Annotated in this window: 14 protein-coding genes; all 14 read right to left on the reverse strand. The window is 39.8% G+C overall.

Features of this window, described 5'->3' with window-relative positions; all coding sequences use genetic code 11:
• Positions 1 to 69: 69 nt before the first annotated feature.
• Positions 70 to 1,602, reverse strand: a complete 1,533-nt coding sequence (locus V7K27_RS21410; protein ID WP_334950091.1) for an MBOAT family O-acyltransferase — start codon at positions 1,600 to 1,602, stop codon at positions 70 to 72.
• A gap of 41 nt (positions 1,603 to 1,643) precedes the next feature.
• On the reverse strand, positions 1,644 to 2,780 hold the full coding sequence (locus V7K27_RS21415) for a hypothetical protein (protein ID WP_334950092.1): 1,137 nt from the start codon (positions 2,778 to 2,780) through the stop codon (positions 1,644 to 1,646).
• A 10-nt stretch (positions 2,781 to 2,790) separates the two neighbouring features.
• Positions 2,791 to 3,285 carry a GtrA family protein gene (locus V7K27_RS21420; protein ID WP_334950093.1) on the reverse strand — a complete coding sequence of 165 codons (495 nt, stop codon included), beginning with the start codon at positions 3,283 to 3,285 and terminating at the stop codon, positions 2,791 to 2,793.
• Between the two features lie 226 nt (positions 3,286 to 3,511).
• Complete coding sequence (locus tag V7K27_RS21425; protein ID WP_334950094.1) at positions 3,512 to 5,152, reverse strand: glycosyltransferase family 39 protein; 1,641 nt, start codon at positions 5,150 to 5,152, stop codon at positions 3,512 to 3,514.
• Positions 5,153 to 5,173: 21 nt separating this feature from the next.
• On the reverse strand, positions 5,174 to 6,109 hold the full coding sequence (locus V7K27_RS21430) for an isopenicillin N synthase family dioxygenase (protein WP_334950095.1): 936 nt from the start codon (positions 6,107 to 6,109) through the stop codon (positions 5,174 to 5,176).
• Positions 6,110 to 6,125: 16 nt separating this feature from the next.
• Positions 6,126 to 7,919: an ABC transporter substrate-binding protein gene (locus tag V7K27_RS21435; protein ID WP_334950096.1), complete on the reverse strand. Its 1,794-nt coding sequence runs from the start codon at positions 7,917 to 7,919 to the stop codon at positions 6,126 to 6,128.
• Positions 7,920 to 7,938: 19 nt separating this feature from the next.
• Positions 7,939 to 9,108 carry an aldo/keto reductase gene (locus V7K27_RS21440; protein ID WP_334950125.1) on the reverse strand — a complete coding sequence of 390 codons (1,170 nt, stop codon included), beginning with the start codon at positions 9,106 to 9,108 and terminating at the stop codon, positions 7,939 to 7,941.
• Positions 9,109 to 9,155: 47 nt separating this feature from the next.
• Positions 9,156 to 10,172, reverse strand: a complete 1,017-nt coding sequence (locus V7K27_RS21445; RefSeq protein WP_334950097.1) for a fatty acid desaturase family protein — start codon at positions 10,170 to 10,172, stop codon at positions 9,156 to 9,158.
• 111 nt (positions 10,173 to 10,283) lie between these two features.
• Positions 10,284 to 15,203 (reverse strand): amino acid adenylation domain-containing protein, encoded by a 4,920-nt coding sequence (locus V7K27_RS21450; RefSeq protein ID WP_334950098.1) that lies wholly within the window; start codon positions 15,201 to 15,203, stop codon positions 10,284 to 10,286.
• Between the two features lie 160 nt (positions 15,204 to 15,363).
• A complete protein-coding gene (locus V7K27_RS21455) occupies positions 15,364 to 16,158 on the reverse strand; it encodes an SDR family oxidoreductase (protein ID WP_334950099.1) in 795 nt (264 codons plus the stop codon).
• Positions 16,159 to 16,170: 12 nt separating this feature from the next.
• Positions 16,171 to 16,869 carry a cupin domain-containing protein gene (locus V7K27_RS21460; RefSeq protein WP_334950100.1) on the reverse strand — a complete coding sequence of 233 codons (699 nt, stop codon included), beginning with the start codon at positions 16,867 to 16,869 and terminating at the stop codon, positions 16,171 to 16,173.
• 9 nt (positions 16,870 to 16,878) lie between these two features.
• Positions 16,879 to 17,475 (reverse strand): LysR family transcriptional regulator, encoded by a 597-nt coding sequence (locus tag V7K27_RS21465; protein WP_334950101.1) that lies wholly within the window; start codon positions 17,473 to 17,475, stop codon positions 16,879 to 16,881.
• A gap of 142 nt (positions 17,476 to 17,617) precedes the next feature.
• Positions 17,618 to 22,462, reverse strand: a complete 4,845-nt coding sequence (locus V7K27_RS21470; RefSeq protein WP_334950102.1) for an amino acid adenylation domain-containing protein — start codon at positions 22,460 to 22,462, stop codon at positions 17,618 to 17,620.
• Entirely contained in the window at positions 22,463 to 26,503 is a 4,041-nt protein-coding gene (locus tag V7K27_RS21475; protein WP_334950103.1) for an SDR family NAD(P)-dependent oxidoreductase, read from the reverse strand. It abuts the gene before it with no gap.
• Positions 26,504 to 26,681 lie beyond the last annotated feature (178 nt).

Genomic DNA, 26,681 nt, shown 5'->3' on the forward strand with positions numbered 1-26,681 from the left:
TCTCTGTGCCTCTGTGGTAGCCTGCGGCAAGCCGCTCTGCGTCTACGTTAAAAGAATAATCAAACACTACTAAAACTGAAAATAAACAAAAGGTTGAGGATTAATGGCTGTCAGCCTAAATATTGCTGAAACCAAAACCCCAAATAAAACAGCAAAACTCCAACTAGGAATTTTACGCCACCAATCGGCAAACCAACCCTTATAAGCTGCCCAGTGGAGCATAATTAAAGGTACAAAAATCCATGCAATTTGGAGATTGAGATTTTGAGAACCAAGAGAAGTCAAGAACAAAAAAGATTTCTCTATTTGTATCGCACTGCTAAGATCGTTACTTCCAAAGAAGACGGCAAAGGCACAAAAGCAGTAAAATGTTATGGGAAGACCTAGCATCTTTCTTAAAGGTAACAATGCCTTATAGGGAGCGACCCAATCTGACCATTGTTTTTGAATAACTAAGGCGATGCCATTTAATCCACCCCAGATTACAAAATGCCAAGCAGCGCCGTGCCAGAGTCCTGATAAAAGCATCAAAATGAGAATATTTCTGTATTTAAACAGTTCTGTACGTTCAGCTTTTGGTCGCCTTCTCATTAAAGGAACATAAATATAATCTCGTAACCAACTGTAGAGAGTAATGTGCCAACGTTGCCACAAATCAGTTATATTACTGGCAAAGTAGGGAAAATTAAAGTTTAGAGGTAGTTTGTATCCAAGTAAACCGGCAGACGCGATCGCCATATCTGAATAACCAGAAAAATCACAGTATACTTGTATGACAAAAGCAATAACAGCAATCCAACAACTCAAGAAAGTATAATTTTCTGGATTCCTAAAATACTGTTCTACTAAAGGAGAAAGATTATCCGAAATGCAGGCTTTCTTAAAATACCCTACAAAAAAAAGCATTAAACATCCCCGAAAATCAACCTCGCCTAAATTTTTTGGGATTAGCAGTTGCGGTAAAAAAGTAGATGCACGAACAATAGGCCCTGCAACCAGTTGAGGGAAAAAAGTTACAAATAGAGAAAAATCCCAAAAATTTCTCACAGCTTTGAGTTTACCTAGATAGATATCAAGGGAATAACTCAGAATTTGAAACGTGTAAAAACTAATGCCTACTGGAAGAATAATGTTAAGGGTTTTAAGGTTTATAGGTAAACCCAAAAAAGTTAAGAAGCTGGCAGCAGAATCAGTGAAGAAGTTATAGTACTTAAAAAATCCTAATATTCCTAGATTTGCTACTAAACTAAGTATCAACCATCTTTGGCGCTGTTGCTGATTCTGTGGCTTATTCAGTAAAGCATCCCAATTGCAAAAACTTGTAGTTTTTCTCTCCTCGACTATATCGGTTGTTGAGATTGCTGGTTCTGATACGGCGCTTTGCAAATCACTAACCTGTGGTCTAGACAGCATTAAACCGACAAAGTAATCAATGACTGTCGATAGCAAGAGCAAAAAAAGGAAGCGCCAATCCCAAGCACTATAGAATATATAACTACAGACTAGCAGCCACAATTTTTGATGATTGTGTTTTTGCAAAGCCCAATAAATGCAGAAAACAATCAGGAAGAAAAATATAAACCGAAATTCTGTGAATACCATATTTATATTGAATTAGTGATTAGGTAATAGAAACTAGGCATTCAAAGCCTACCACTCATAAGTTTTTCTCCAGAATTATTCAAATATTGAGTAAATTCTGATGCCAGTAAAAGTGTAAACTCTTCAGCGCCTTGATGATTGAGATGTGCGCTATCAATTCTGCGATCTAGTTCATATAAATTAGTAAAATTATTGGGATTATTAAAAGCAAATAGAGTCTCGATATATCCTGATTTATATGCTCTGTAAATAGCAGATGGGTTTGAATCAGTTTCGAGAATTGGAGGAATAAAAAATATAGCTTCCATTTTATTTTTGTTAATTTGCTGTTGTTCAATCCGGGAAGCAATATTTTTCATCATTTTCGCTCCATATATTGTAGATGGATCGTTAAATGTATTTTCTGAATTTAAATTTGCTAATTTTGTTTGTTCATTTTTGAGATTTTTTTGATAAGTGTCCAAACCATTTGTTCGGAATATAGTCTTCCATTTATCAGCTTTTTTTTGCCAATCTATTGCGTAATATCCAGATTCTTGTATGAGTCTATCCTCAGATACTTTTGCTAATGGATCTGAATTTGATAAATCTAAATTTAATATTCCTTCCTGCCACAAAGTAGAAAGCTGACCAATCCCTAGCCATCGGTAGATAAAGCTTTGAAAGTTAGCGTATATATATGGAACTTTTACTTTCCAGCTATCGATTGATGATTCCAAAATTAATTGGAAATTTTCTAGTGTTTTCCGAGGAGTATGCCAATATATCTCTTGAGCGGAAGTAGAACCAATGTTTGTAAATAGGTCAACTGAGCAATCTAGAAATATCCACTTTAAGTTTGCTGGTTCTAAAGCCAGAATTTTTTGTAAGTAAAAATCTAGTTCTGATACATTTGCACCTGCGATACCAAAGTTGAAAGATTTTACACTTTTACCTTCTGTCGTCATGTATTCATCAAACAATTTCGGTATCACTCCAAAGTAAGTAGTACTTGGGCCTAGAAAAATAGCGTCATAATCATCTTTGTGTTCAGTCAAATATTGCCATTTAACACTGATTTCACCAAGATTTTGGATAGTCTTGTAATAGGGTAAAATTACATTCAATAATCCAGAAGAAAAAATTATAGTAATTATAAAAATTAAGCTATAACCAAACATAATTAGTGGTCTTAACATGATTTTTTCCTTAAATATCTACAACTACATCTACTTCTGTCTTTGTTAATTGCCAATTCATCTTCAGGTTGAGCCAGAAATTCCAAAGTGTCACACAAGCGATCGCTACCAATTTAGCTATGTATTCATTCACTTGAAATTCATAAAATAGGAAATTTACAATTAGGCTATTGAAAATAAGTCCAACGAAACAAATGAGATTAAACTTGACGAAACGTTGGAATTTCTGACTGGTTTTTTGCTGAAAAGACACATCACTAAATGTCCATATATCATTCCAGATAAAATTATTAATAATTGCCATTTCTGTTGAAAGCATTGCACTCGAAGTTAACACCAAAGATAATAAATTATGAAATAAATAAAATGTCCCCAAGTCTACAATTACCCCACTAAAACCGACTACAACAAAACGAAAAAACCGACTTATAAGCGCCGAAGAAATATACAAGTAGACTTTATCTCTCAGTAAATTAATATTAAAGTAGTTAATATATTTTTTCATTCACTTTCTACACTATAGGAATCATATTTGATTTCTGAAAAAAATTGTAGGTTGGGTGGAGGCTTTGCGTAACCCAACATCCTGATAATCAGTTGGGTTGCGCTCCGCTCCACCCAACCTACGTCTAATGCACTCAGGAAATTAATATTAAAGTATTTAATATGTTTCTTCATTCAGTTTCTACTCTCTTAATGTTTTTTATTGAGGTTGCTATAATCAGTAATATTCACGTTTTCTGATTTTTATTGATTTGCCAAAACCCTTCAAGTGGGTAGACTAATTTCAGTGAGTTAGTTTTATCCTTCTCAAGTTGATGAGCCAAACTATTTTCTAAATCATCAACAAAGAAAATAGGATTGTAATATTGAGGAATTATTGGTAACTGGTCATTTTGGATTGTAACTAAGCCAACTTTGGGCTTTAAGTTATGGCTTAAGGTGAGGATAACTCCCAAGTTATAATCATTTTTGCTACTTACCAATAAAATACTATTAGATTGATTAATAAGTTGACTCATTGCTAGCAAATTCTTGCCACCGATTTGTGACCACCAAGTTTCAGCCTGAAAAAATCTAATATCAGAAACTAGCCCAGAAATGAGTAATCCCACCGCCATAATTTGCCAAAGGTTTTTCTGCCAGTTATTTGCCAAGAAAAGATGGAAAGCTAAAATATAGACTACAGCAATTTGGATGCTGAGGTATAACGGTAACTGATAGCGAAAATAAATGGAACGAATTCCTCCAAAAATTAGGTCGTATAAAAGCAATGTTAAACCGGGAAATCCCCCTAATAAAGCAATAAATAAACTAGTGTTAGTTGATAGGCGATCGCTCAAGAATATGATAATGTAAATAATCAACAATAAACTGGCTATTATCGTAGGAATACTATAAAACAAAGGGCTTTCCGTAGAGAAATTATTGACCCAAGCATCATCGGAAGCCAAATTAAAATCAAAAAATATTCGGCTAATCCGACTGAGCCAAATTCCAATCAGGTCAAAAGGACTATCTGTTTTAAATGTTATCCATGACAAAAGATTTGTTGCTGTGTCAGCTTTGGTAATCAGCACCCTTAGCCAGGGTAAAAACATTAAGCAAGCTGCTATTGAACTCAGTAAATAATTACGCAGGGTTTTGTGAAAGCGAAACTCTTGCCTAATAACTACATAAATACCATGAGCGATCGCAACCATTACTGTTAATAAATGGGTGTAGAATCCCAAGGCTAGGGTGAGAGCATACACAGCCCAGGTAAAGAAACTTTCTCGGCGAATGGCTCGCAACAAAGCAGCACTTGATACTAGGATCATCACCATCCACAGACCATATTCTCGTGCATCTTGGGCAAAGAAAACCTGCAAGGGAGAAATCCCCATCACAGCCATTCCTACCCACCCTACTAGTGGTGATTCAAATAACTCTAAAGACAACCAATACACACTAGGAAATATCAACAGACTGATTACTGCTGATAAACTCCTGACTCCCGCCGGAAAATCCCCAAAGACTTGCGCCCACAATCTCACCATTACATAATACAAAGGTGGATGTTGCGGGTCTGAAGTTATTAAGTAGCGAACTGTATCAGCCACAGATCGATCTGGGTTAATATGTTGATATTTCTCTAAAGTGATGGCAGGAATTATGCCTTGATTATTGCCCCAATTGCTAAAAACCTCTTGTTTAACCTCAGCTAGCGTATGACCAGATATTGCCAGCGATGTAGCAATTTCATCGTACCAATACACTTTTTGCCCTAAATGGGTAAAACGAAAGAAAATACCTAACCCAATCAGGCTAATTACCAGAATTTTTAACCAAGTTGGAGGATTTGATTTTGCTAGCAATTGTAGTTTGTCCATTTATTGAATCTAAATTAGTAGCTATCCTTTTGGCTGCTTGAAATATTCCTGTGCAAGAATTGGTGGATACTTAGGCACTTCATTTATATCTAAGCAAGTCTTAATAGAGTTAATTTGAGCATCGTAATTAGGGCCTGTGAAAAAGGCGGATGAGTACCTTTGTTTAGCACTGTGAGATTGAGTTGGAACTATAACTCGATGTCGGGTGGCGCAAAATTTATCGTTCGTCCATCGCTGCATTAAATCTGCCACCAATACTATAATTGCATCAGTAATGAAGGGCGCTACAACCCATTTTCCAGCATTTGTATATACTTCTAAACCTTCTGAATCTTGAAATAAAAATGTCAGCGTTCCGATGTCGGTATGTTCTGCCAGATAAACTTTTCCTAGTTCTGGAGGCTGATATATAGATGGGTAGTGATGCAAAACTATACCGTGATTCTGCTCTGAATATAAATTTGTAAAGTAATCTTCTGGAATTCTCAGGGAAATAGCTAAAGCTTGGAATACTTTCAGGGCGCTTTCGTGGCAACCCGTGAAAAATTCCATCATCACTTCATGAAACTGAGTCGGATTTTCAGGCCATTTATTCGGTTCAAAAAAAGGATCTTCAATCGCACCAACTTGAGCAGGAGTAATTTCTTTTCCAAAATGAAATCCTTCAGTCATTAGCTCATTTGCGTTGTGTTGATCTTCGCTCTTTTTAAAATTATGATAGCCGCGAAGATTCCGGTCTGGAAAGAAAGATACTTGCTCTTTTTCATGCTCCGGTAGTGCAAAAAAGCACTCAGTTTGTGAAAAGACTTGAGCAATTAGAGTCTGAGAAATACCATAATTTTTGAGGTAGAAACATCCGACCTCATGAATAGCAAGAGAAATTTGTGTAGCAACAGCTTCTTTTGCAGTTGAGTCACCTATAAGAAAAGGATTGAAATCAATGATAGGAATTTGCATACAAACGATATCCTCTTTAGTTAATCTCAGTCAGTTTCAGGTCATAAGAGTTCCAAAATGTTCCTATTAGGGCAGAGTGTTCAATACCTTGGATACGATTTCGTACTGCCACCATTGATAAAGGGTTAACTAAATAAATAAATGGCAGATACTCCTGAGTAATTTGTTGAGTTTCTACATAGATAGCTTTACGCTTTGCTTCATCCACTTCGGAGGCTGCCTGAATGTATAAATCACCAATTTTCCGTTCCCAATCTGCAACCTGTCGCCCTATTATCGGCGTTTGTCCTGCTTGAGATTCTTGATTAAAAAAGTGCCAACCAGCTTCAGGCAACCAAACATTAGCCCAATCATTTGGTTCTTGACCGACAGCAACCTCAAGTAATTGACACTCCCAATCGAAAGTTTGAGTCAATTTGTTGATGAAAATGCTAGCAGCTACGGGATTAAAATCAACAGCTATGCCAAGGTTACTCAAATTTTGTTTTATGTGTACTCCCATCGCCTGCAATGCATTATTGGTACTATTCGTCATGAGGCTAAAGCGGACAATATTTCCTTGCTCGTCTAATAGCTGACCTTGATTGTTGTATTTAAAGCCTGCTTTTAGAAGTAATTTTTTCGCTTTTTGAAGATTGTATTCATAGACAGTTTGGACAGGATAATAATACTTGCTCTGTACAGCAATCGGCGAATTTTGCAGTTTACCCAATCCCTTATAGATATTGTTGAGTATTTGTTGGCGATCAATTCCATAGGCAACTGCTTGTCTAAATTCCACTGTATTGAACCAACGAGACTTTATCGGATCGACCAGTGCTTGACCATTCCTACTGCCTTTATTGAGATTAAAAGTAATAGCAGTTGACCCGACAAAAAGTCCGCCATTATATATAGTAAACTTTCCTTTGCTTTCTTCATGTTTTAATAATGAAAAATAATCAGTATTAACATTAATGTAATCTAATCCTCCAGAACGAAATTGGATTAAAGAAGTATCTTGATTAGGAATAATTTGCCCAATCACACGCTCGATATAAGGTTGTGAATTGCCTTGAATATCTTTACGCCAGTAATAAGGATTTTTGCGGAAAATTATTCGCTGGCTCGGAGTATAAGATTCTATTGTATAAGGGCCGTTGACAATAATATTTTCTGGTGGAGTATCAGTCCCCCAAGTAGACATAAATTTAGGTCTGCCTTCTTGGTCTTTTATTTTGACGCTTTCCCGAAAAATATGGGCTGGTAAAATTTCTAGTTTTGTAGCCCGAATAAATGGAGCAAATGGTTCAGGTAATGTAAATTCAACTCGCAAGTTATCAAGCTTTCGCACAGTAGGTAAGGTACGATTTTTACCAATTATAAAGAAGTCTTTAGCGTAAGTAGGAATGTCTGGATTACGGTAAATCTCATTGTAGGTAAAAACGACATCTTCAGCCGTTAGTGGTTTCCCATCTGACCATTTTAGCCCTTTTCTGAGGGTGTAAATTACTTGTTTATTATCTTGGGAAGTTTGCCACGATTTAGCTAGATTAGGTTCAATTTCTCCACGAGCATTTTCTTTAACTAGTCCTTCGTAAGTATAATCTAAAATATAAGCCGATTCTACGATTAAAGCCGGATTGAAAGTTGTGGGTTCAGTTGGGAAAGGGACAATAATTTCAGATATTGGTGTTACGTTGATTTTTAAGTTAATTTGATGATAGATAATTATGGCGATCGCAGTTATCAAAGCCAGTAAAATTACTAGCCAACGATGAATAATTAAAGTATAATTTTTATCATTTTTTAATAACTTATAATCCGACATCGTGAAAACACTCCGCAATTTATTCTTGACTAGGTTGAGATAACAACCTATGGGCATCTTCTAATAAAGCTGGTATTTTATCAGCATGGGGGCTATGACGCAGACAATCACTTAGATCAAATTGTCTAACTTGTTCTGCTGTGAAACCAGGAAACCAAGGATCGGCAGTATTTAAGTGGTTGTAACGCCTTTTGGCATATTCAAACATATCAAAAGCGATCGCTAAATTTCGCAACCATAAAATAACTGGAATATTCATCTCACCAGGGGTTTCTTTATAGGTGGGTAAACCAATATGCCAGGTACGATACCAGTCTTTTCCAAGTGTGGCGATCGCTGCTTTTTCTAAACGGTTTAAAATTGGCGGTAAAATTTCATCCGCTTGCTCTAAAAGCTCTATAACCTTCAAGTGTTCATCAAAATCTGATGGTTTAGATGCGCCCAAGCTGAGAGTATGTACTTGAAGATGGCTCAAACAAAACAGATCGTTAAATACCATCGGGCTGAGAGGATGGCACAAGTCTAATAACTTTTGTGGAGGCTTATAAAGCATACCACCTTTATCTGATGGGCTAATGATAAATACACCAATGTCATGATGTTTGGCGGCTTCAATGGCGGGCCAATTGAATTGATTAATGTAGTACCAGTGGAGATTGACATAATCAAATTCATTGGTTTCAATAGTTTTGATAATTAAGTCTGTCGGAGCATGGGTAGAAAAGCCAATAAACTTTACCTTACCTTCAGCTTGCAACTGTCGCGCTACATCTAGACAGCCATTGGGACGAATGCTATCTTCGAGATGTTGATAATTATTAATGCCATGCAGTGTTAACAAGTCAATGTAATCTAGCTTTAATAAAGCCAAAGATTTCTCACACAAACGGCGGAAGTCTTCAGAGTCAGATGTAGGAGTAACCTTAGTCTGGACAATAATTTTTTCTCTAGGCAATTTAGGTAAAATAGCTCCTAATTGCATCTCAGAAGTCCCATACATTCGGGCAGTTTCGATGTGATTGATGCCAACTTCTAAAGAACGGCGAATAGTGGCTTCTAGATTCTGTTGATTTTCATCGGGAATTTGTTCTTGAGTAAGCTCCTTATACTCAGTATAGACGTAGCGCATTCCGCCGCAGGAAAAGACTGGCATTGGCAATTCTGTACGCCCAAATCTACGATATTGCATCATAAATATGTTTTTATTGGAGCGATTCATGAAGAAAACAACCATCTTTACTGACTTTTTGCCGAAATCAAGCCCCGCATTACTTTTAGATGGAACATCAAGTATGATTTTTCCAGATACTCTAGGTGATGTTTAATTAACTCATGTATCTTCGAGTAGTTACATGGTGGCATACTTGGGTAGAGATGATGCTCTACATGGTAATTATTATTCCAGTAATAAAACCTAATTATCGGGTTAGAAATCATTGTTCGTGTATCATTCCATAGGTTGTGATTTAAGTCAGACTCACAGCCATAGTGATCTGTAATACTGAAAATAAAACCGAATGGAGAAGCAAAAGATATTAATGGTATCCAGTAACCAAAAAACAAAATCCCAGGAAAAATTACGGTCAATCCTGCCATTAATAGAACCCAACCCAATAGCAGCCAATTATTTTGTAAGACAAATTGGCGTTGTTCCGGTGTTTTGAAATAGCTCAAATAAAAGCTAGTTGGTAAGGATGATTCCTCTTGTGTATGTGTTTTCAAAGAGTCTAAATATAAATCTTTGGTCACTAACCACCAATTCTTGCATACGGCGAGAGGATAAAAATATGTCAAGGCCAGAAGATAGGTCTTAATATTAGGAAAGGTTTGCCAAGCTGATGTATCTCCTACGATTTTACCTTTGATTTGTGCTTCTCGATGATGCCCCAGATGAATATATTTATGAAACGAAAAATTCATCAACAATACTAATGATAAGAAAGTTCCCACGAATCGATTAGTATGTTTTGACTTATACAAACTACTGTGAGAGCAATAATGTATTGCCGCAAAAAAACAGACAAATAAAAATCCTTGAACAAACCAGACTAATAACCACACTGCCCAGTTATTCAACCAAAAACCAATAGCTGCGAGGATGAAATATGTACTAATGACAACGAATGTTTGAACAAGCGGTCTAAATGTAGGAATCTCATGCAATAAACGCAGTTCTTCGTTAGATATTTGAGTAACTTCACTAATACTAGGTCTGGGATTTTCAATTATTTGATTAGTTTTTGTAAATTCCATGTTGTTCACCTCTACTTTGACAATAACAATTGAAAAACTAGATATCAACCTATTAACTGTTTAGGGACTTCCAAGTAAAAAAATATTCCAAAACTGACACAAAAATCTTCTCTATTTCTCTTCCCTCTGTGTTCTCTGCGCCTCTGCGGTTCGTTCATTTGGATAATTTATTTCCTGGAAATCCCTTAATTGATATTGGATGGCTTCTGCTAGCTGAACTACAGTAGGTTTCTCAAACAGGTAGATCAACGGTAGTTCCACTGGAAAAGCTGACTGTAGTTTGCATATAACTTCAAGAGTTTGAGAAGAATGTCCTCCAAGTTCAAAAAAGTTGTCTTGCGTGCTAATCTGCTCTAGCCCTAAAATTTCTTTCCAGATAGCTAATACAACTTCTTCGATAGAATTTCGAGGTGTAACAAAATCCTTCGATATTGGGAGTGCAACAGTTTGAGTTGTCAAAATTGGAGGTTCAGATATTAAAATAAGTTCAGCCAGACGTTGGTTAGAATTAGTCGTTATTTTTTCCAGCAAAGTCTGAAAATTATCGATCATCTTGGTAATAGTGGCAGGTTCAAATAAATCGGTTCTGTATACGAGCAGTCCTTCAATACCTGTTGATGTTTCTTCGAGCGTTAATTCTAAATCAAACTCTGCGGTATCTTTTGTATCTCTAGCAATAAACTGCTCCTTCAAAGTGAGATTTGCAAATTCTAAATTATCCTCTGGAGTATTTTGAAAGACAAACATTACTTGATTGATTAATGTGTAACTAGAATCTCTCACTGGCTGAAGTTCTTCTATTAGCTTAATCAGGGGCATTTCTTGATGAGCGTAAACACCCAAGGCTACCTCACGCACTCGACCAAGTAGTTCCCGAAAGCTGGGGTTTCCTCCTAAGTTGGTACAAAATGGCAGTAAATTGACAAAGAAACCAATCAGTCCCTCAGTTTCTACTCTGGTGCGATTGGCAAGGGCGCTGCTGACAATGATCTCTTCCTGTCTTGTATAAGAGAAGAGTAATGTCTGGAATGCTGCCAACAATGTCATAAATAGGGTTACGCCTTCCTGTTGACTCAGTAACTTGAGCGCATCGGTTAATTTCTGGGAGAGAATTACCGATTGGCCTACACTTTTAAAGGTTCGCGCTGGTGGACGTGGGCGATCGCATGGTAGCTTCAATATAGGCGGATTAGTGCCTAAATGCTTTTTCCAAAACTGAAGCTGAGACTCTAAGACTTGTCCTTGTAACCACTGCCTCTGCCATTGAGCAAAGTCGGTATATTTGATCGGTAACTCAGTTAACGGCGACGGCTTACCCTCACAGAAGGCTTCGTAAACTTTTGCCAGTTCTTGGGTTAGGACACTAAAAGACCAACCGTCAGCAACAATATGGTGGGTAACGGCAACGAATAGATACTCTTGTTCATCCAAACGCCAAAGCTTGCTGCGTAATAAAGGGCCTCGTGCCAAATCGAAAGGATGCTTAATTTCCTGTTCAGCCTGTTGTGTGGCTTGAGCTTCGCGCTCAGTTTCGGGGAGGTGCTGGAGATCAATTACTGAAAAATCAAAGACAGGATCGTTAACAACAGCATAAACGACTTGTCCATTTTTAACCTGAAAAGTCGATCGCAATGTCTCGTGTCGCCGGACAATTTCTCTTAAACTCTCTGATAATGCTTTCTCGTTAAGCGCACCTGTGATGCGATAGACCAAAGGCAGGTTATAGATGGAATTGCCTGGATAGAATTGGTCAAAAAACCACAACTCTAGCTGGGTTAAAGAAATTGGTATTGATTCGTTTTGGGAGGGAAACCTTTTTAAAGATAACTCTTGTCGATCTGGCGCTTTAGTTGTGGCGATTTTTTGGGCTAAAGGTGCGATCGCTGGAGACTCAAATAAACTCAATATTGGTAATTCTATCCCAAATGCTTTGCGCGTTAAAGCAATAACCTGAGTTGCTAGTAAAGAATGTCCCCCCAAATCAAAGAAGTTATCATAAATGCCAACTTGTTCTAACCCTAAAACATCTCTCCAAATACCAGCCAAGATTTCTTCGGTGGGAGTACGCGGCTCAACAAAAGTTTGACCTAATTCCGGTCGGCTGGTTGTCGGTTCTGGTAGAGTGCGACGGTTTACTTTCCCGTTGGGTGTGAGTGGGAAAGATTCCATTTCTATAAAAGCCGATGGAATCATATAGTCTGGTAACTGATCGGTAAGGAAAGTCCGCAGTTGTTCGACTTTTACTGTCTCTCCCGGACTTGGGACAAAGTAAGCAACTAAATATTTTTCCCTGGCACTTTCTCCAAACACTTTAGCTACTGCTTGGTTAATTTGAGGATGTTTGCTCAGAACGGCTTCAACTTCTCCAAGTTCAACGCGAAAGCCCCGGATTTTTACCAAATCATCTATCCGTCCCAAAAACTCGATATTCCCATCTGGTAAATATTGAGCTAAGTCCCCCGTTTTATAGAGGCGCGAGTTGGAATCGTTACTAAAAGGATTTGGGATAAATTTTTGGTCTGTCAAATCTGCACGGTTGAGGTAGCCACGAGCCAAACCAGCACCGCTTACGTAAAGTTCTCCAGGAATGCCAATCGGCACGGGTTGAAGGTTGCTGTCTAACAGATAAACTTGCACATTGACGGCAGCTTTACCAATCGGTGGATAAATCGGCCATTCATCTGGCTTTTGGCTAAAAGTATAAGCTGTAACTAAGTCTGCTTCTGTGGGGCCATAGAAATTGTAGAGTGTACAATTTTCCAGACGCTTAAACAGCTTAATCATCGGCTGAGTAATTTGGAGTTGTTCGCCACAAGCGATCGCTTCCCGAATATTCTGAAATAAATGTTCTTGTTCTCCATATATTTCTGCTAATTGCTGCCAAAGGCTAACTGGCAGAAAAACTTTGCCAATTGGGTTGTTGCCAAGTAAGTGGATTAATTGATCTAAATCTTTGCGATCGCATTCAGAAATTATATACAGCGTACCTCCGAAGCCCCACGCCACGGATATTTCGTGATAGCTGACATCAAAACTGAGGGAAGCAAACTGAAGCACACCAACACCTGTGGCCATTTTTGCCTGATGGTGTTCTATTAAATTGGTAAGCGATCGCTGGGGAACAAGAGTACCTTTAGGAGTTCCGGTAGAGCCAGAAGTATATATGATGTAGGCTAAATTATCAGCTGCTATTTCAACTTGCAGATTGCTCTCAGATTCTTTAGCAATTTCGTCCCCATCTTCATCTAACACAATCAGACAATGAGCAAAGTTGCCCTCAAGTAATGACTTCCAACGTGTTTGAGTTAAAACGACTGGTGCTTGAGAATCGTTGAGCATGAAGGCTAAACGCTCTGGCGGATAGGTAGGATCGAGGGGAACGCAAACTCCCCCAGCCTTGAGAGTTCCTAAGATAGCGATCGCAGCTGCTAGCGATCGCTCCACACAAATACCCACCGGCACATCTGGTTTCACACCGAAGCGTTGCAAGTAGTGGGCGATTTGATTAGCTTGCTGGTTTAACTCCTCATAAGTCAATGTTTGATTTTCATATACCACCGCTAAGGCTTGGGGTGTTTTTTCAACTTGCTCCTCAAATAATTGATGGATGCAACGATTGATGGGATGCGCTGGTGAGGTTGCATTCCACTCGACTAAAAGTAAATCTTGCTCTACTGGAGTTAGTAGCGGTAACTCGCCTGCGGTGCGATGAGGATTGGCGGTAATTCCTTCCAACAGAGTGAGGAAATGACCAGCCATGCGATCAATAATGTCTGCATCAAAGCGATCGCGATCGTAGCAAATTTTCACAGTCATTTCCTCGCCAGGAATTGCCACCACTGTCAAGGGATAATTGGTTTGCCCCCTGTCTTGCAGTTCCCCTATTTTCAAGTTTCCAGGAAGTTGCTGCAACGTTACATTTACAGGATAATTTTCAAATACAACGAGGCTTTCAAACAAAAGTTGAGTGCGAGGAACTTCACTCACGGCTTGAATATCCACCAGTGGAGTGTATGAATACTGCTCACGCTCTATGTACTTTTGTTGCAACAACCCCAGCCAGGTTAACAAATCGGTTTTCTCAGGGATTTTCACCCGTGCAGGTAAAGTATTAATAAACAACCCCACCATTGATTCCACACCAGATAAACTAGCAGGACGACCAGATACAGTAGTGCCAAAAACCACGTCAGACTCACCACTGTAGCGACTTAGCAAAAGCCCCCAAGCTGCTTGTACTAAGGTGGCAAGGGTCAGATGATGTTGTTGGGCAAAAGATTTTAAGGTAGTTGTCGTCTCGGCTGATAGATGCTGCGATCGCACGTCAATATCTTGTTGTTGGTGAGAACTCTGTCCTAGCGATCGCTCAACTATCAAAGGGGTAGGTGCAGTAAAATCCTCAAGATTTTGCTGCCAGAACACCTTCGCCCCAGCCAAATCTTGCTGTTGTAACCAATTAATATAATCCCGATAAGGGCGACTTGGAGCTAAATATAACTGTTGTTCATTCTGAATCGACTCATATAAAGCAAACAATTCTTTGAAGATAATCGGCCAACTCCAGCCATCAATTAGCAAGTGATGAAAGCTCCAGACAAACTCATAAGTTTCATCGGCTACTCGAATTAAAACAAAGCGCATTAGTGGAGCTTTGTCAAGTTCAAAACCTTGTTTTCTATCTGAATCTAAAAAAGAATTGAGACGTATTTCTTGCTCCTGCTGAGGAAACATCCGCCAGTCTAAATTAGACCAAGGCAAATTCACTTGTTTACGCACCACCTGAACTGATTGTTTGCGATTCTTCCAAACAAAAAGAGTCCGCAAAGCCGAATATCGTTCTACCAAAAGTTGCCAAGCCCGCTCAAATATACCTGGATCTAAATTGCCATGAATGGTTAATTGAAACTGCTCAAAATAGATTGTCGATTCCGACTCATAGAGAGTATGAAACAGTATCCCCTCCTGCGTAGGTGAAAGGGGATAGATAGATTCAATATCTTTACTTTTACTTGGGTTTTGTGCAACTACCATTGTTTTTTTAATATGATATTAATTATGTGATTTATCTCTCTTCTTCTCTTATCTCTGTTTTCTCTGCGCCTCTGCGGTTCGTTTAAAAAAAGTAATTTTCATCACTCAAGTAGAAGTTATATAAATTGAAAACTTCCCAAATACTTTATTACCAAGTACCTTAAAAAGCAGAAGTTGACAATCCGCCATCTACGGGAATAGTAACACCTGTAATATAGCTAGCACATTCTGACGCTAAAAAAGCAACCAAATTAGCAACCTCACTAGAAACACCGCGACGACCAAGAGGAATCATTTTATTCGTTCCTTCAATGATTGAATCAACAGTCCGACCCTCCTCTTGGGCGAATACTTCTAAATATTCTCTATGCCTTGGAGTATCAATCAGACCAGGATTGACACAGGTAACTAAAACATTCCACTTAGCAACTTGCGTGGCAACAGTTTTAGTAAAATTGATTAATGCAGCATTCCCCACTCCCGATTTTACAAGACGACTAGAAGGTTCTTTTCCTGATGTCCCAACAATATTGATAATCCGCCCCCATTGCTGATTTTTCATCGTCGGCAGCACCAAATTCGTCATGCGAATATAGCCCATTAACTTGCCTTGAAAGACAGTTGACCAATCTTCATCAGATAGATTTTCTACTGCTTCATTAGAAAAATTAGCCCCCTGTGAATTATTTACCAATATATCAATTTTCCCAAATTGTGTGAGAGCTTCTTGGACTAATTTTTGAGAATCACTTGTATTTTGCACATCAGCACAAATCGGGATAACTTTTGCTTGGGAACCAACCAAATCTTGATAAGCTTGTTCTAATCGCTCAGAATTTCTACCACAAATTATTAACTGACAACCTTCTGCTGCCAGCTTTTGAGCAACGGTATAACCGATACCAGCACTTGATCCTGTCACTAAAGCTACTTTCTGTGTTAATCCTAAATCCATGATAAATATCCTTTATGAAGTAGTTAGCGAGCGCACTACATCTGTCTTTAAAAAAGCATCTTTCACGGCAAAATGAGAGCTAGGTTTAATCAAAATTTCAATCAAAGATACTGTTTTATCAGAAGAATTATATCCTCCATAAAGAACATTAGCAGGAGCATAATAAACACTACCATATTCTAACTGCTGCTGTTGTTCTTCCACTGCGATCGTCAATTGATCATTAAGGATTATTCCCATTGTTTCACTAGCAGATTGGCGAATTGGTATTATTCCTTTTGGAGGAATTTGGGTGATATTAATCTCAAACCAAGAACCAACAACAGAATGACAATCGAAATCTGTAACTTCATCTTCAGTTGGTGAAACTTTCAGAATAGCCTCCTCAGATTTCTCAGAATTTGTGATACGTTTCACATCAAACGCTAATGCTGTTTCTGAGAAAGGGTTTATAGAACCATGAAGAACATTGGAACCAGCCACATAAACTTGCTGAAGGGGTTCAAGAATTTCTTTAGTCCCGTTGATGTTAATTTCCAAACGTCCCGCAATTTGCATTCCAATTTGACTTTCGGGATGTCGATGTAATTCAAAAGTAGCCCCTGGTGGAATAGAAGCTAATTGCACAACTGTGTCTTGACATTGAAATGCGATTAACTCTACATCAGAATTAATTTTTATGGTTTTTGGCTGGGGAAAATATTTAGACATAACTTTCTGTTAATTTAATTTTTTCTGAAAAATCGACCAACTCATACGGATTTTTCCATAAATTGAAATAAATTCTAAATCGTAGGCTTGCACAGCATTCTCATTAGTAATAGCAAAATCGGCTAAACCCTGCATTACCTGAATTGCTGAATCGCTGGTAGAAGGAGACAAATCCACTTGTATTTGTGTTTGATCTTGAGAATCTGGCAAGAGTTTCGTTAATAGAGGTAGAGGAGCCGGATGGGTAACAATTCTAGAACCGTTGAAAACTGCCTCTTTATTTTTTTTCTTAGCCAATCCATAAACTGGAGTAGGAAATATAAAAATGAAGCCTAGATCAAAACTTGGCTCCATATAAAACTCATTAATTCGGTCGTAAGCATGAGGTACTAAAGCGATATCTACTTTGTCTTGTAGTAAAGCTTCTTTGACATCTGTAAAAGTATCAAACAACTGAGTTGATGCGGTAAATTGCTCTGAAAGCAGTTGGTTAGCTATGTACTGGGAAGCATAGTCACTACTAGTAGCAGTAGGCCCCAAAGTACCTATGACTAAATTTTTGGAAGTAGGGATACGAGGTTGAAATTCAATCTGAAATTCCAGCATAGTTTTTCCTAAGTAATCATCATGATATTTTTTGGTGGCGAGTCATTGGCAGCTTAGTTATAGATAACCTCTTAGAACTTAGTTTATTTGTAGAAAACCTTGTTAAAACAGAAGCTGGGTTTCTGCGTGTGGACGACTTTATTTAATTAATTTCTGCTAGCAGTTCGTCCAAAGCTTCTTGGCTAAACTCAACTTCCGGGAAATCAGAAGGAGTATAGCCACCTGCCTCTGGGGATAAGCAGTGGGAAATAATAGTTTTTAAGGCTTCTATATACTCATTAGCCAGATTTTCTACAGTGCCCCAAGAATGAAAATGCTCGCTATATTGCCACTCTACTTTCAGCCTCCCTTCCACAACTAATCCATTCACTGTTAACAAATGGCGGCGCTGTCCTTTGGGGCTGTGAATGGAACCGCTAGACTCTTGGGCATATTTCCATCCCAGGGTTGCTAACTGCGTTTGATCGAATTGACCTAAGTAGTTAAAGCTCACCTCAGCTTTGGGGAACGCTTGTAATTGATTGCGATCTGCGCTTCTCCCAAGGGGAGACGCCAAGGGCGAACGCAGCAGCGCTTCTCTACGACACGCTCCGCGATCGCTCTGATCTATGCTCAGATAGCGCCAGATGCCGTAATCAATGCCCCGGTTGGGAATACGTCGCAGTTGCTCTTTTACCGACTTGAGAACCTCTCCGGGATCGTTGCGATCCTCAAGTTTTAAGAGAACGGGGAATATACTAGTAAACCAGCCTACCGTTCGGGACAAGTCCACATCATCAAACAAGTCCTCTCGTCCATGACCTTCTAAGTCAATCAGTAGGGAATGAGAACCTGTCCAACGAGTGAAAGTCTGCACCAATGCCGTCAGCAGCACATCGTTAATTTGGGTGTTGTAGGCTCCAGGGACATCGTGCAACAGGGCGCGAGTCTGTTCTACACTCAGGTATACAGACACAATCCGACTAGAAGCTACAGTGTTATCTTGGGCAACAGCAGCATAATCCAACGGTAAAGGAGCAATTGGGAACCGCATTGAGTCCAGCCAGTAATCTAGCTGTGAGTGGAGTTCTTGACTGCGGGCATAATTCTGTAATCGAATTGCCCAATCCTTAAAGGAAGTTGTTTTTGCAGGTAGTTGGATAGTTTTGCCAACTTCTAATTGTTTGTATGCCTCAGATAAGTCTTCTAGCAAAATCCGCCACGAGATCCCATCGACAGCCAAGTGATGGATGACGATGAGTAAACGTCTGGGGGAATTGCCTAAGTTAAACAGAACTACCCGCATCAGCGGCCCATCTGTTAAGTTCAGCGTCCTTTGTGCTTCGTCAGCCCTGATTGCGATCGCCTTTAACTGTTCTGCTGGGAGCAGATATGACAAATCTGCAATGCCCAACGTTACTTCATCGCTGGCATCACTGTTGTACTGCTGCCATTGCCCATCCTGCTGCACAAACCGCAGGCGTAAAGCATCGTGATGGGAGAGTAACTTTTGTAATGCCTGCTCTAGTAATTCCGGTTGCAAATTTGCAGGAACTTCTAGCAGGAAGGATTGGTTAAAGTGATGAGGCTCCGGCAGATTTTGCTCAAAGAACCAGTGCAGAATTGGTGTTAGAGGGACAATTCCTGTAACTAAACCTTGTTCTGACTGAACCGAATTAATTATACCAGCAACAGTAGCTAATTCAGCAATTGTTTGGTGTTGAAATAATTGTTTTGGAGTAAGTTTGAGTCCACCTTGATTAGCTCTGGCAACAATTTGAATACCAATGATGGAATCCCCACCCAATTCAAAGAAATTGTCGTGGATACCGACTTGTTTAAGTACTAAAACATCCCGCCAAATCTTGGCCAAGACTTCTTGAGTATGGGTGTGGGGGGAGACAAAGCCGGTAGATTCATCGGACTCGAACTCCGGTACTGGTAATGCACGACGGTCTACTTTGCCGTTGGGGGTAATCGGCAGAGCTTCTAGAAATGTGAAGGATGCAGGTACCATGTAATTGGGGAGCTTTGACTTGAGAAATAGGCGTAGCTCATTACTGGTCGGCTGTGTCAATTCTGGGATGATATATGCTGCCAAACTCTTAACACCAGGTATATCAACCCTGGCGATCGCAACAGCATCGCGTACCTGGGGGTGTTGAGTCAAAATAGCCTCAATTTCGGAAAGTTCAATGCGAAAGCCGCGAATCTTAACTTGGTTGTCAATGCGACCCAGGAATTCTATATTGCCGTCGGGTAAGTAATGAGCTAAATCTCCTGTTTTGTACAAGCGATCGCAATTGTAATCGTTGAATGGGTTTTGGATAAAGCTTTTTTCGGTTAACTCTGTGCGGTTGAGATAACCTCTAGCTAAACCATCACCTCCAATATATAGTTCGCCAGGAACCCCAATAGATGTAGGTTGGAGATGGCGATCTAGAATGTAGATTTGTGTATTGGCGATGGGACGACCAATTGGCAAGTTAATTGCTTTCTCTGGTACTTCCTGCACTAAGTACCACAATGAGAAGGTGGTGCTTTCAGTTGGCCCGTAAACGTGAAGCAGTCGCTTTGGCGGTTCATATTGTAGTGTTGCTCTAACCATAGTGGGGTCAACTGCCTCTCCACCGAATAGGACAGTTTCTAAAGTTTTAAAGATTCCTGGCACTTGACTAACCAACTGGTTAAACAAGGCTGTTGTTACAAATAAAACATCAATCTGTTGCTGACGAAGTTGTGTAGCAAGTTCTGGCGGTGCAAGCAGTACTTCTTTAGCAATCCCTACTAATCTAGCTCCATGTAGTAAGGCTCCCCAAATTTCAAAGGTAGCAGCATCAAAAGTCGCATTGGAAGCTTGAGCTACTCGGTGTTTGGCTGTTAAGTTTATATAGTTGGTGTTGCAGACTAATCGATTGACAGCTTGATGTATAACGGCAACACCTTTGGGTTGTCCTGTAGAACCAGATGTATAAATTACGTAAGCTAGGTTATGAACTGATGCTTCGCTAGTGGGGTTTTCCTGACTGTAAGTGCTAATTAGCTTCGAGTCAATCTCTAAGCAGACTACTCTAGCTTGAGTTTGAGGTAACTGCGATATTAACTCTTGTTGAGTTAGTAAGACTGGTACTTTTGCATCTTGCAACATATAAGCCAATCGCTCTTGGGGATATGCTGGATCAAGCGGTACATAAGCCCCACCAGCCTTGAGTATAGCGAGTAAAGCGATAATCATTAAGGGCGATCGCTCAATGCAAATTCCCACTAAAACTTCTGGTTTCACGCCAAGCGATCGCAGATAATGCGCTAACTGATTCGCACGTTCATTCAACTGTTGGTATGTGAGGAACTCGTCCTCATAGACCACAGCTACTGCATTTGGTGTTTTTTCAACCTGTTTCTCAAACAACTCATGGATGCATTTGCTCTGAGGATAAGGCGTATAAGTATCATTCCATTCCACTAGCAACTGATGTCGCTCCTCTTGACTCAGCAGTGGTAATTCACCAATGGGTTGATTCGGATTAGCAATAATCGCTGCTAACAAAGTCTGGAAATGACTTGTCATCCTAGTAATAGTATCTGGCTCAAATAGGTCGCTGTTATATTCCCACGAACCTATCAGCCCCGCTTTTGTCTCCCAAACTGCCAAGGTCAAATCAAACTGAGATGTTCCACGTTCTACAAATTGAGGAGTCAGGGTAACATCAGGCAATTCTAATGTATCCAACAAGAAATTCTCTAAGACAAACACCACTTGGAATAGGGGATTGTAACTGAGAGAACGTTCTGGTTGCAATGCTTCTACCACTTGTTCAAAAGGAACATCTTGGTGAGTGTAAGCGGACGTTGCAACTTGTCGCACTTGAGAGAGAAACTCATTGAAACTGGGATTTCCTTTGATCTGGTTACGTAGTACCAATGTATTGACAAAAAAGCCAATCAATGATTCTATTTCCCTGCGGTTGCGGTTGGCAATGGGGCTACCAATGCAGATATCATCTTGACCACTGTAACGAAACATTAAAACGACGAAAGCCGCTAGTAATGTGTGAAATAGGGTAGCTCCTGACTGTTGACTGAAGATTTTGATTTGCTTGCTCAAATTCTGGTCAATTTGAAATTCCTGGGTAGCACCACAGAAAGTCTGAATAGGGGGGCGTGGTTTGTCTGTGGGTAGTTCTAATAAGGGTGTAGCACCAGCTAACTGTTGCTTCCAGTAATTTAGTTGCTGTTTTTGAATTTCCTCAGTCAACCATTGTCGCTGCCAAACTGCAAAATCAGCATATTGAATAGGCAACTCAGCCAGAAGCAAAGGGGAACTAAGAGTAAAACCTCGGTAGAGGTTGGACAACTCTTTGATAAATATCCCCATCGACCAGCCATCTGTGATGATGTGGTGCATGATCAACACCAACACATGGGACTCTGACCCCAGGCGTAGTAAAGTAACCCGCAACAAAGGGGCATTACTCAAATCAAAAGGTTGCCGAGCTTCTTTTGTGACAATCTGTTGTACTTCTGCTTCTTCTAAGCCTTGCAAGTCCAGAACTGGTATGTTGATTGTCAAGCTAGGAAAAATTACCTGCAAGGGTTTTCCATCAACTGCGGGAAATGTTGTTCGCAGAATTTCGTGGCGGCGGATGATTTCGTTGATACTCTGCTGTAGAGCTTCTACGTTGAGTACACCTGCAACGCGCAGCTGTAAACCCTCGTTATAAAATGGGCTTTGGCTTTCTAATTGATAGAGAAACCACATCCTCTGCTGGGCAAAGGATAAAGGCAAGTCTCTAGAACGCTTTATAGATAGTATTGGCTCAAAGGAGGAGTCTGTTGCACTCTTAGCTTCTTCTAGAAAAGCCAGGATTTCTGATTTGCGCCCTAGCAGTTTGTTTTTCAGGTCTGGGTTCATCACTCCCTTGGGAGCGCGATAATTTAACTGGTCGCCTTCCAGCCAAATTTTTATACCTAAACTATTTAAATAAGAGACAAATTCTATTGTTGTCATTTATAGTACTCCTCCCTCATATTCTGGTTCTGCGTCATCAAAAGCTACATTCCACTTGGTGACGACAGTTCGCAGCGCCTCCAGACTTTCTCCCAAACCGGCTACAGTCGGGGATGCAAAAAAACGATTTGGCGACAACTCAACAGAAAAAGTCTCGCGCAACCGAGAAATGACTTGGAAGGCTAGCAAAGAATTTCCTCCTAGTTCAAAGAAGTTGTCGTGAATGCCGATCTGGGGTATGCCTAAAACTTCTTGCCAGGTTTGAGCTATTTGCCGTTCCGTTTCATTTTGGGGAGCGATCGCTCCTATACTAGTCATACCCCTAGCCAATAATTCTCGATTAATTTCGCCCTTGGCAGTTAGGGGCATTTCCGATAGTTGCACAAAGTCACAGTTAACAGTTGTTGTGAAGCGATCGCGCACTGTAAAATCTGATAATTCTGGTACGGCAGAACCGTTACTCGTAGTAAAATAGGCAGTTAATTTCTGTAACCCTGGAAATTCCGAGGTAAAACGCCGAATTTTGGGATTGCTGCCATCTAAACCGACTATCAGCTGTGGTTGGTCATGATATAAACCAGCCAAGAAGGAATACAATCCTTGTTGCAGGCTCATCTCATAAAAGCCTTGAGCGTGGGTGATTTCTTGCCTCTGATAACCCTTGTTGATCCCTGTGTCACGCCAAATTGTCCAAGCAAAGCAATAGCTGTGCAACCCACCAATAGAACGTTGGTATTGATTAAAGCTTTCCAAAAAATTGTTAGCAGCAGCATAAGCAGAAATTGTGGCTCCACCAAAGAAACTCGCCAAAGACGAAAAGCTAATAAAAATCCCTTCCTCTTGCTTGTTCAACAACTGATGTAGCACCCAAGCACCTAATACTTTGGGTCGTAAGATTGCAGCTAAACTTTGTGGTGTTTCATCCACTAGCATTTTTTCCTGGTAAGTTCCCGCCAGATGAATCACCCCATCCAGCTGACTTCCCCAGTTAGCCTTGACTTTTTCCACCACTTGTTGCAATGCTTGAAAGTCGCAGATATCCACTGCCTCATAAACCACCGTTCCCAACTGCTTTAATTCCTGATAAAGCTTTACTTTTTCTAATATTTCCGTAGAGAGGTTGGATGTGATATCTTCATTTGGTAAATGAGTCCGACCTACTAATAATAATTTGGCATTAAAAAACTTAATTATATATTTAGCAATTTCAACTGCAACACCCCCAAGCCCACCACTGATTAGATACATTCCCGCTGATTTAAAGGGAAGTTTTTGCTTCGGTTTGTCTTTCAAATTAACTTTTTCTAAACCTGCAATCAAACGCTGTCCGTTTCGATAAGCTACCTCTTGCTCTTTTGATAAAACCTGGAGTTCTTGTAGAAGATGGTTCGCATTCACCTGTATCGAATTTGGTATCAAATCGATGTGACGACAATTTAACCAGGGTATTTCCTGGGGAATAGTTTTAATTACACCGAGAACGGGAGATTTTTCATAAGCTATATTGTCTGTTGGTTGCGTAGACTGGGTGTAGCTAGAAACAAACAATAACTGAACTAAATCTTGGAAATTCTGAGTTTTTGCTAGGGCTTGAGCAAGAAACAATAAACTGTAAATTCCCGGATTTTGGGCTTTTTCAAGAGCTTCTATGCTGGTTATTTCTCCTTGATACTCTTGATAATTCCACAAATGGAGAATCTGACCGATGGTTAGGTTATCTGCTTTTATGGTCTCAAGCAATAGCTGATAATGGTCTGTATTTCCAGGAGCTAAAAAGAAATGATTTGGACTTTTTTTAGTAAAATATGATCCAGGTGAGACACACAGATATGGCAGGTTTTGCTGTTCTAGTTGCTGACAAACAAATGTCCCCAACCCTAACTCGTCGAGGAAGACTATGGTAAGACAATTTTGGGATAAGGGTTTCAAAACCTTGGCTTGCTTGGGTCGCCAGACTTTTTGGTAGAACCAATCAGGAATAGTGTTGCTATTGCCTAGTAAGATATCGAATTGTTTGAGAATTGAGTTGAACTCACCTGCATGAAAGCGATCGCAAAGTTGCGATCGCTGGATTTTACCAATAACAGTTTTGGGAATATCTTCTTTAGCTAATAAAATTAAATAATCAGGATTTAAGCCGATTTTGTTCACCACTGTCTGGCGAATTTTCTTCAGTAACTCTAAGAGTTTAGCTTCTTCTATAATTGGTGAACTGAAGAAAATAGCCAGTTTCTCTGTCGCATCATCAGCATTGCACACTGCACAAGCGGCAGTGTAGGACACTTCAATTTCTGCAATTTCTTCAACTACTGCTTCAATTTCATGGCTGTAGTAGTTGGCTCCATTGATGATAATAGTTTCTTTGGCACGACCAGTAACCACCAATTGTCCGTTGGTAATAAATCCTAAATCTCCAGTATCAAACCAGCCATCTTTTAAAAAGGATTGACCATTGGCATTGTGGTTGTTGTAATATCCTGGAGAAACTGCATTACCTTTGACTTGCAAACGCCCTATGGTGTCTTCTCTTAATACAGAGTTTTGCTCGTCTACTATGCGAATGGTAATTCCAGGAATGACTGAGCCTAAATCGGTAAAAGTATTGTAATTCGGATGGTCTATTTCTACTCGTTTAATAGTACCTTGCAATCTAGATTTGTCTACTCTATGGAACAACAAAGGTGCTTCCTGAAGGGGCTGATAATATGTAATTCCCGAACCCATCTCAGCCATACCAAAGGCTGGTCGAATTGCCGTTGCTTTGAGTCCATAGGCAACCAAGTTTTCTCGAAAATCCTCCACAGCTTTACTAGATACTGCTTCACCAGCTGTCAGTAGAAATTTTACGCACGATAAGTTCCAGTTCTGTTCTGGTTCTTGTTTGAGGGAGTCATTAACTATCGCATAAGCAAAGTTGGGGGACCAGCTATGAGTAATCTGGTATTTATGAATCAAATCCAACCAGTTGAGAATGCGACCCAAGATATATTCTTTCTGTGCATAAAGCAGTGTGCAACCCAATTCCACACCACGAATATGCCAGTCGGAAATGCTGCCAATGTGATCGAACGGCAGCCAATTCAAAATTACATCTTCTGGCTCATGTTGATTAAGTTGGTTAGCACCTCTGGTGCGAGCAATGAGATTTTGATGAGTCAATTGAACGCATTTTGGTATTCCTGTACTGCCAGAAGTCAGGTTGAAAAGAGCCACCTCATCTGGTTGACTATGATGATATTGTTTGCTGGCAGTATTGTTTTTTAATACTTCAATTGTGCCTATCTTCAGGCGTTCTGTTGGTAGCCATTGCGATAGTAATTCTATCTCTGGTTTGAGAACTTCCGTAGTTAAGATGACTGGACTATCTAAGAACTGCCAAATATGACAAAGCTTATCCACCACCTTGTTTGATTCTCTATAAGTCGGTGGCACTTCCATGATTACGGGGACAAAGCCTCCCAATATGCAGCCCCAAAAAGCGGGAATAATGTCACAGTTAAGTTCCATCTGCAATATGACTTTGTTTTTTGGCTTGAGTCCCAACTTTCTCAAACCAGCAAGAATCCGCTCTGCAACTTCCAGTAACTCAGCATAAGATTGACGTAGTTCTGCGCCATCGGGCAGCAGGTAAATAATTCCCCTACTTGTAATCTGTTGCGCGGCTCTTTGCAAAACTTCGGGCAAGGTAATAGGTGCATGAGGATCATCCGGGAGAATACTGCCGTGGCTAATGGCAAGTGGCTTCGGCTCTAAGAAATGTTGTTGTGTATCTGGTTGGGAATCTCTGGGAATTGGGACAACGTTAGCGATGGGCAAAGCCCCGCCTCCGGCGATCTGCTGAAAGCAGCAGCGCTTCTCTACGAGACGCTCCGCGAACGCGTTCTTGTCTTGCCAATCTGGGATTAAATCTGATAAATGGAGTGAGGGGATATTCTTTCTCAACTCCTGCACCACTACCACTGCCTGTTCAATTTTGTGATGAGAGTTAAGTTGCTTTTCTACTTGCTCAATTAAACTTTCATCAATAATAGGAATGTTCATCAGAGCCAATTCGTCTACCTCTCCTATGGCAGTTAATTTTATTAAAGTACAAATTTTATGAAATTAGTATGTTTAACCTAAATCTTTTAAAGAATCTCAGTTTTGTCAATAAAATGCAATAGCAGTTAAGATAGTTAAGTAGATAATAAGGTGGAAAGTTAAGAAAGTTAAGAAAGTT

The organism is Nostoc sp., assembly GCF_036919575.1.
In the GTDB taxonomy this organism is placed as follows: Bacteria; Cyanobacteriota; Cyanobacteriia; order Cyanobacteriales; family Nostocaceae; genus Nostoc.

Coding starts and splice junctions, on each gene's coding strand:
- V7K27_RS21415 (WP_334950092.1), bottom strand. CDS start 2,780: ATGTTAAGACCACTAATTATGTTTGGTTATAGCTTAATTTTTATAATT.
- V7K27_RS21445 (WP_334950097.1), bottom strand. CDS start 10,172: ATGGAATTTACAAAAACTAATCAAATAATTGAAAATCCCAGACCTAGT.
- V7K27_RS21475 (WP_334950103.1), bottom strand. CDS start 26,503: ATGAACATTCCTATTATTGATGAAAGTTTAATTGAGCAAGTAGAAAAG.
- V7K27_RS21425 (WP_334950094.1), bottom strand. CDS start 5,152: ATGGACAAACTACAATTGCTAGCAAAATCAAATCCTCCAACTTGGTTA.
- V7K27_RS21420 (WP_334950093.1), bottom strand. CDS start 3,285: ATGAAAAAATATATTAACTACTTTAATATTAATTTACTGAGAGATAAA.
- V7K27_RS21465 (WP_334950101.1), bottom strand. CDS start 17,475: ATGCTGGAATTTCAGATTGAATTTCAACCTCGTATCCCTACTTCCAAA.
- V7K27_RS21450 (WP_334950098.1), bottom strand. CDS start 15,203: ATGGTAGTTGCACAAAACCCAAGTAAAAGTAAAGATATTGAATCTATC.
- V7K27_RS21410 (WP_334950091.1), bottom strand. CDS start 1,602: ATGGTATTCACAGAATTTCGGTTTATATTTTTCTTCCTGATTGTTTTC.
- V7K27_RS21435 (WP_334950096.1), bottom strand. CDS start 7,919: ATGTCGGATTATAAGTTATTAAAAAATGATAAAAATTATACTTTAATT.
- V7K27_RS21455 (WP_334950099.1), bottom strand. CDS start 16,158: ATGGATTTAGGATTAACACAGAAAGTAGCTTTAGTGACAGGATCAAGT.
- V7K27_RS21460 (WP_334950100.1), bottom strand. CDS start 16,869: ATGTCTAAATATTTTCCCCAGCCAAAAACCATAAAAATTAATTCTGAT.
- V7K27_RS21440 (WP_334950125.1), bottom strand. CDS start 9,108: ATGCAATATCGTAGATTTGGGCGTACAGAATTGCCAATGCCAGTCTTT.
- V7K27_RS21430 (WP_334950095.1), bottom strand. CDS start 6,109: ATGCAAATTCCTATCATTGATTTCAATCCTTTTCTTATAGGTGACTCA.
- V7K27_RS21470 (WP_334950102.1), bottom strand. CDS start 22,462: ATGACAACAATAGAATTTGTCTCTTATTTAAATAGTTTAGGTATAAAA.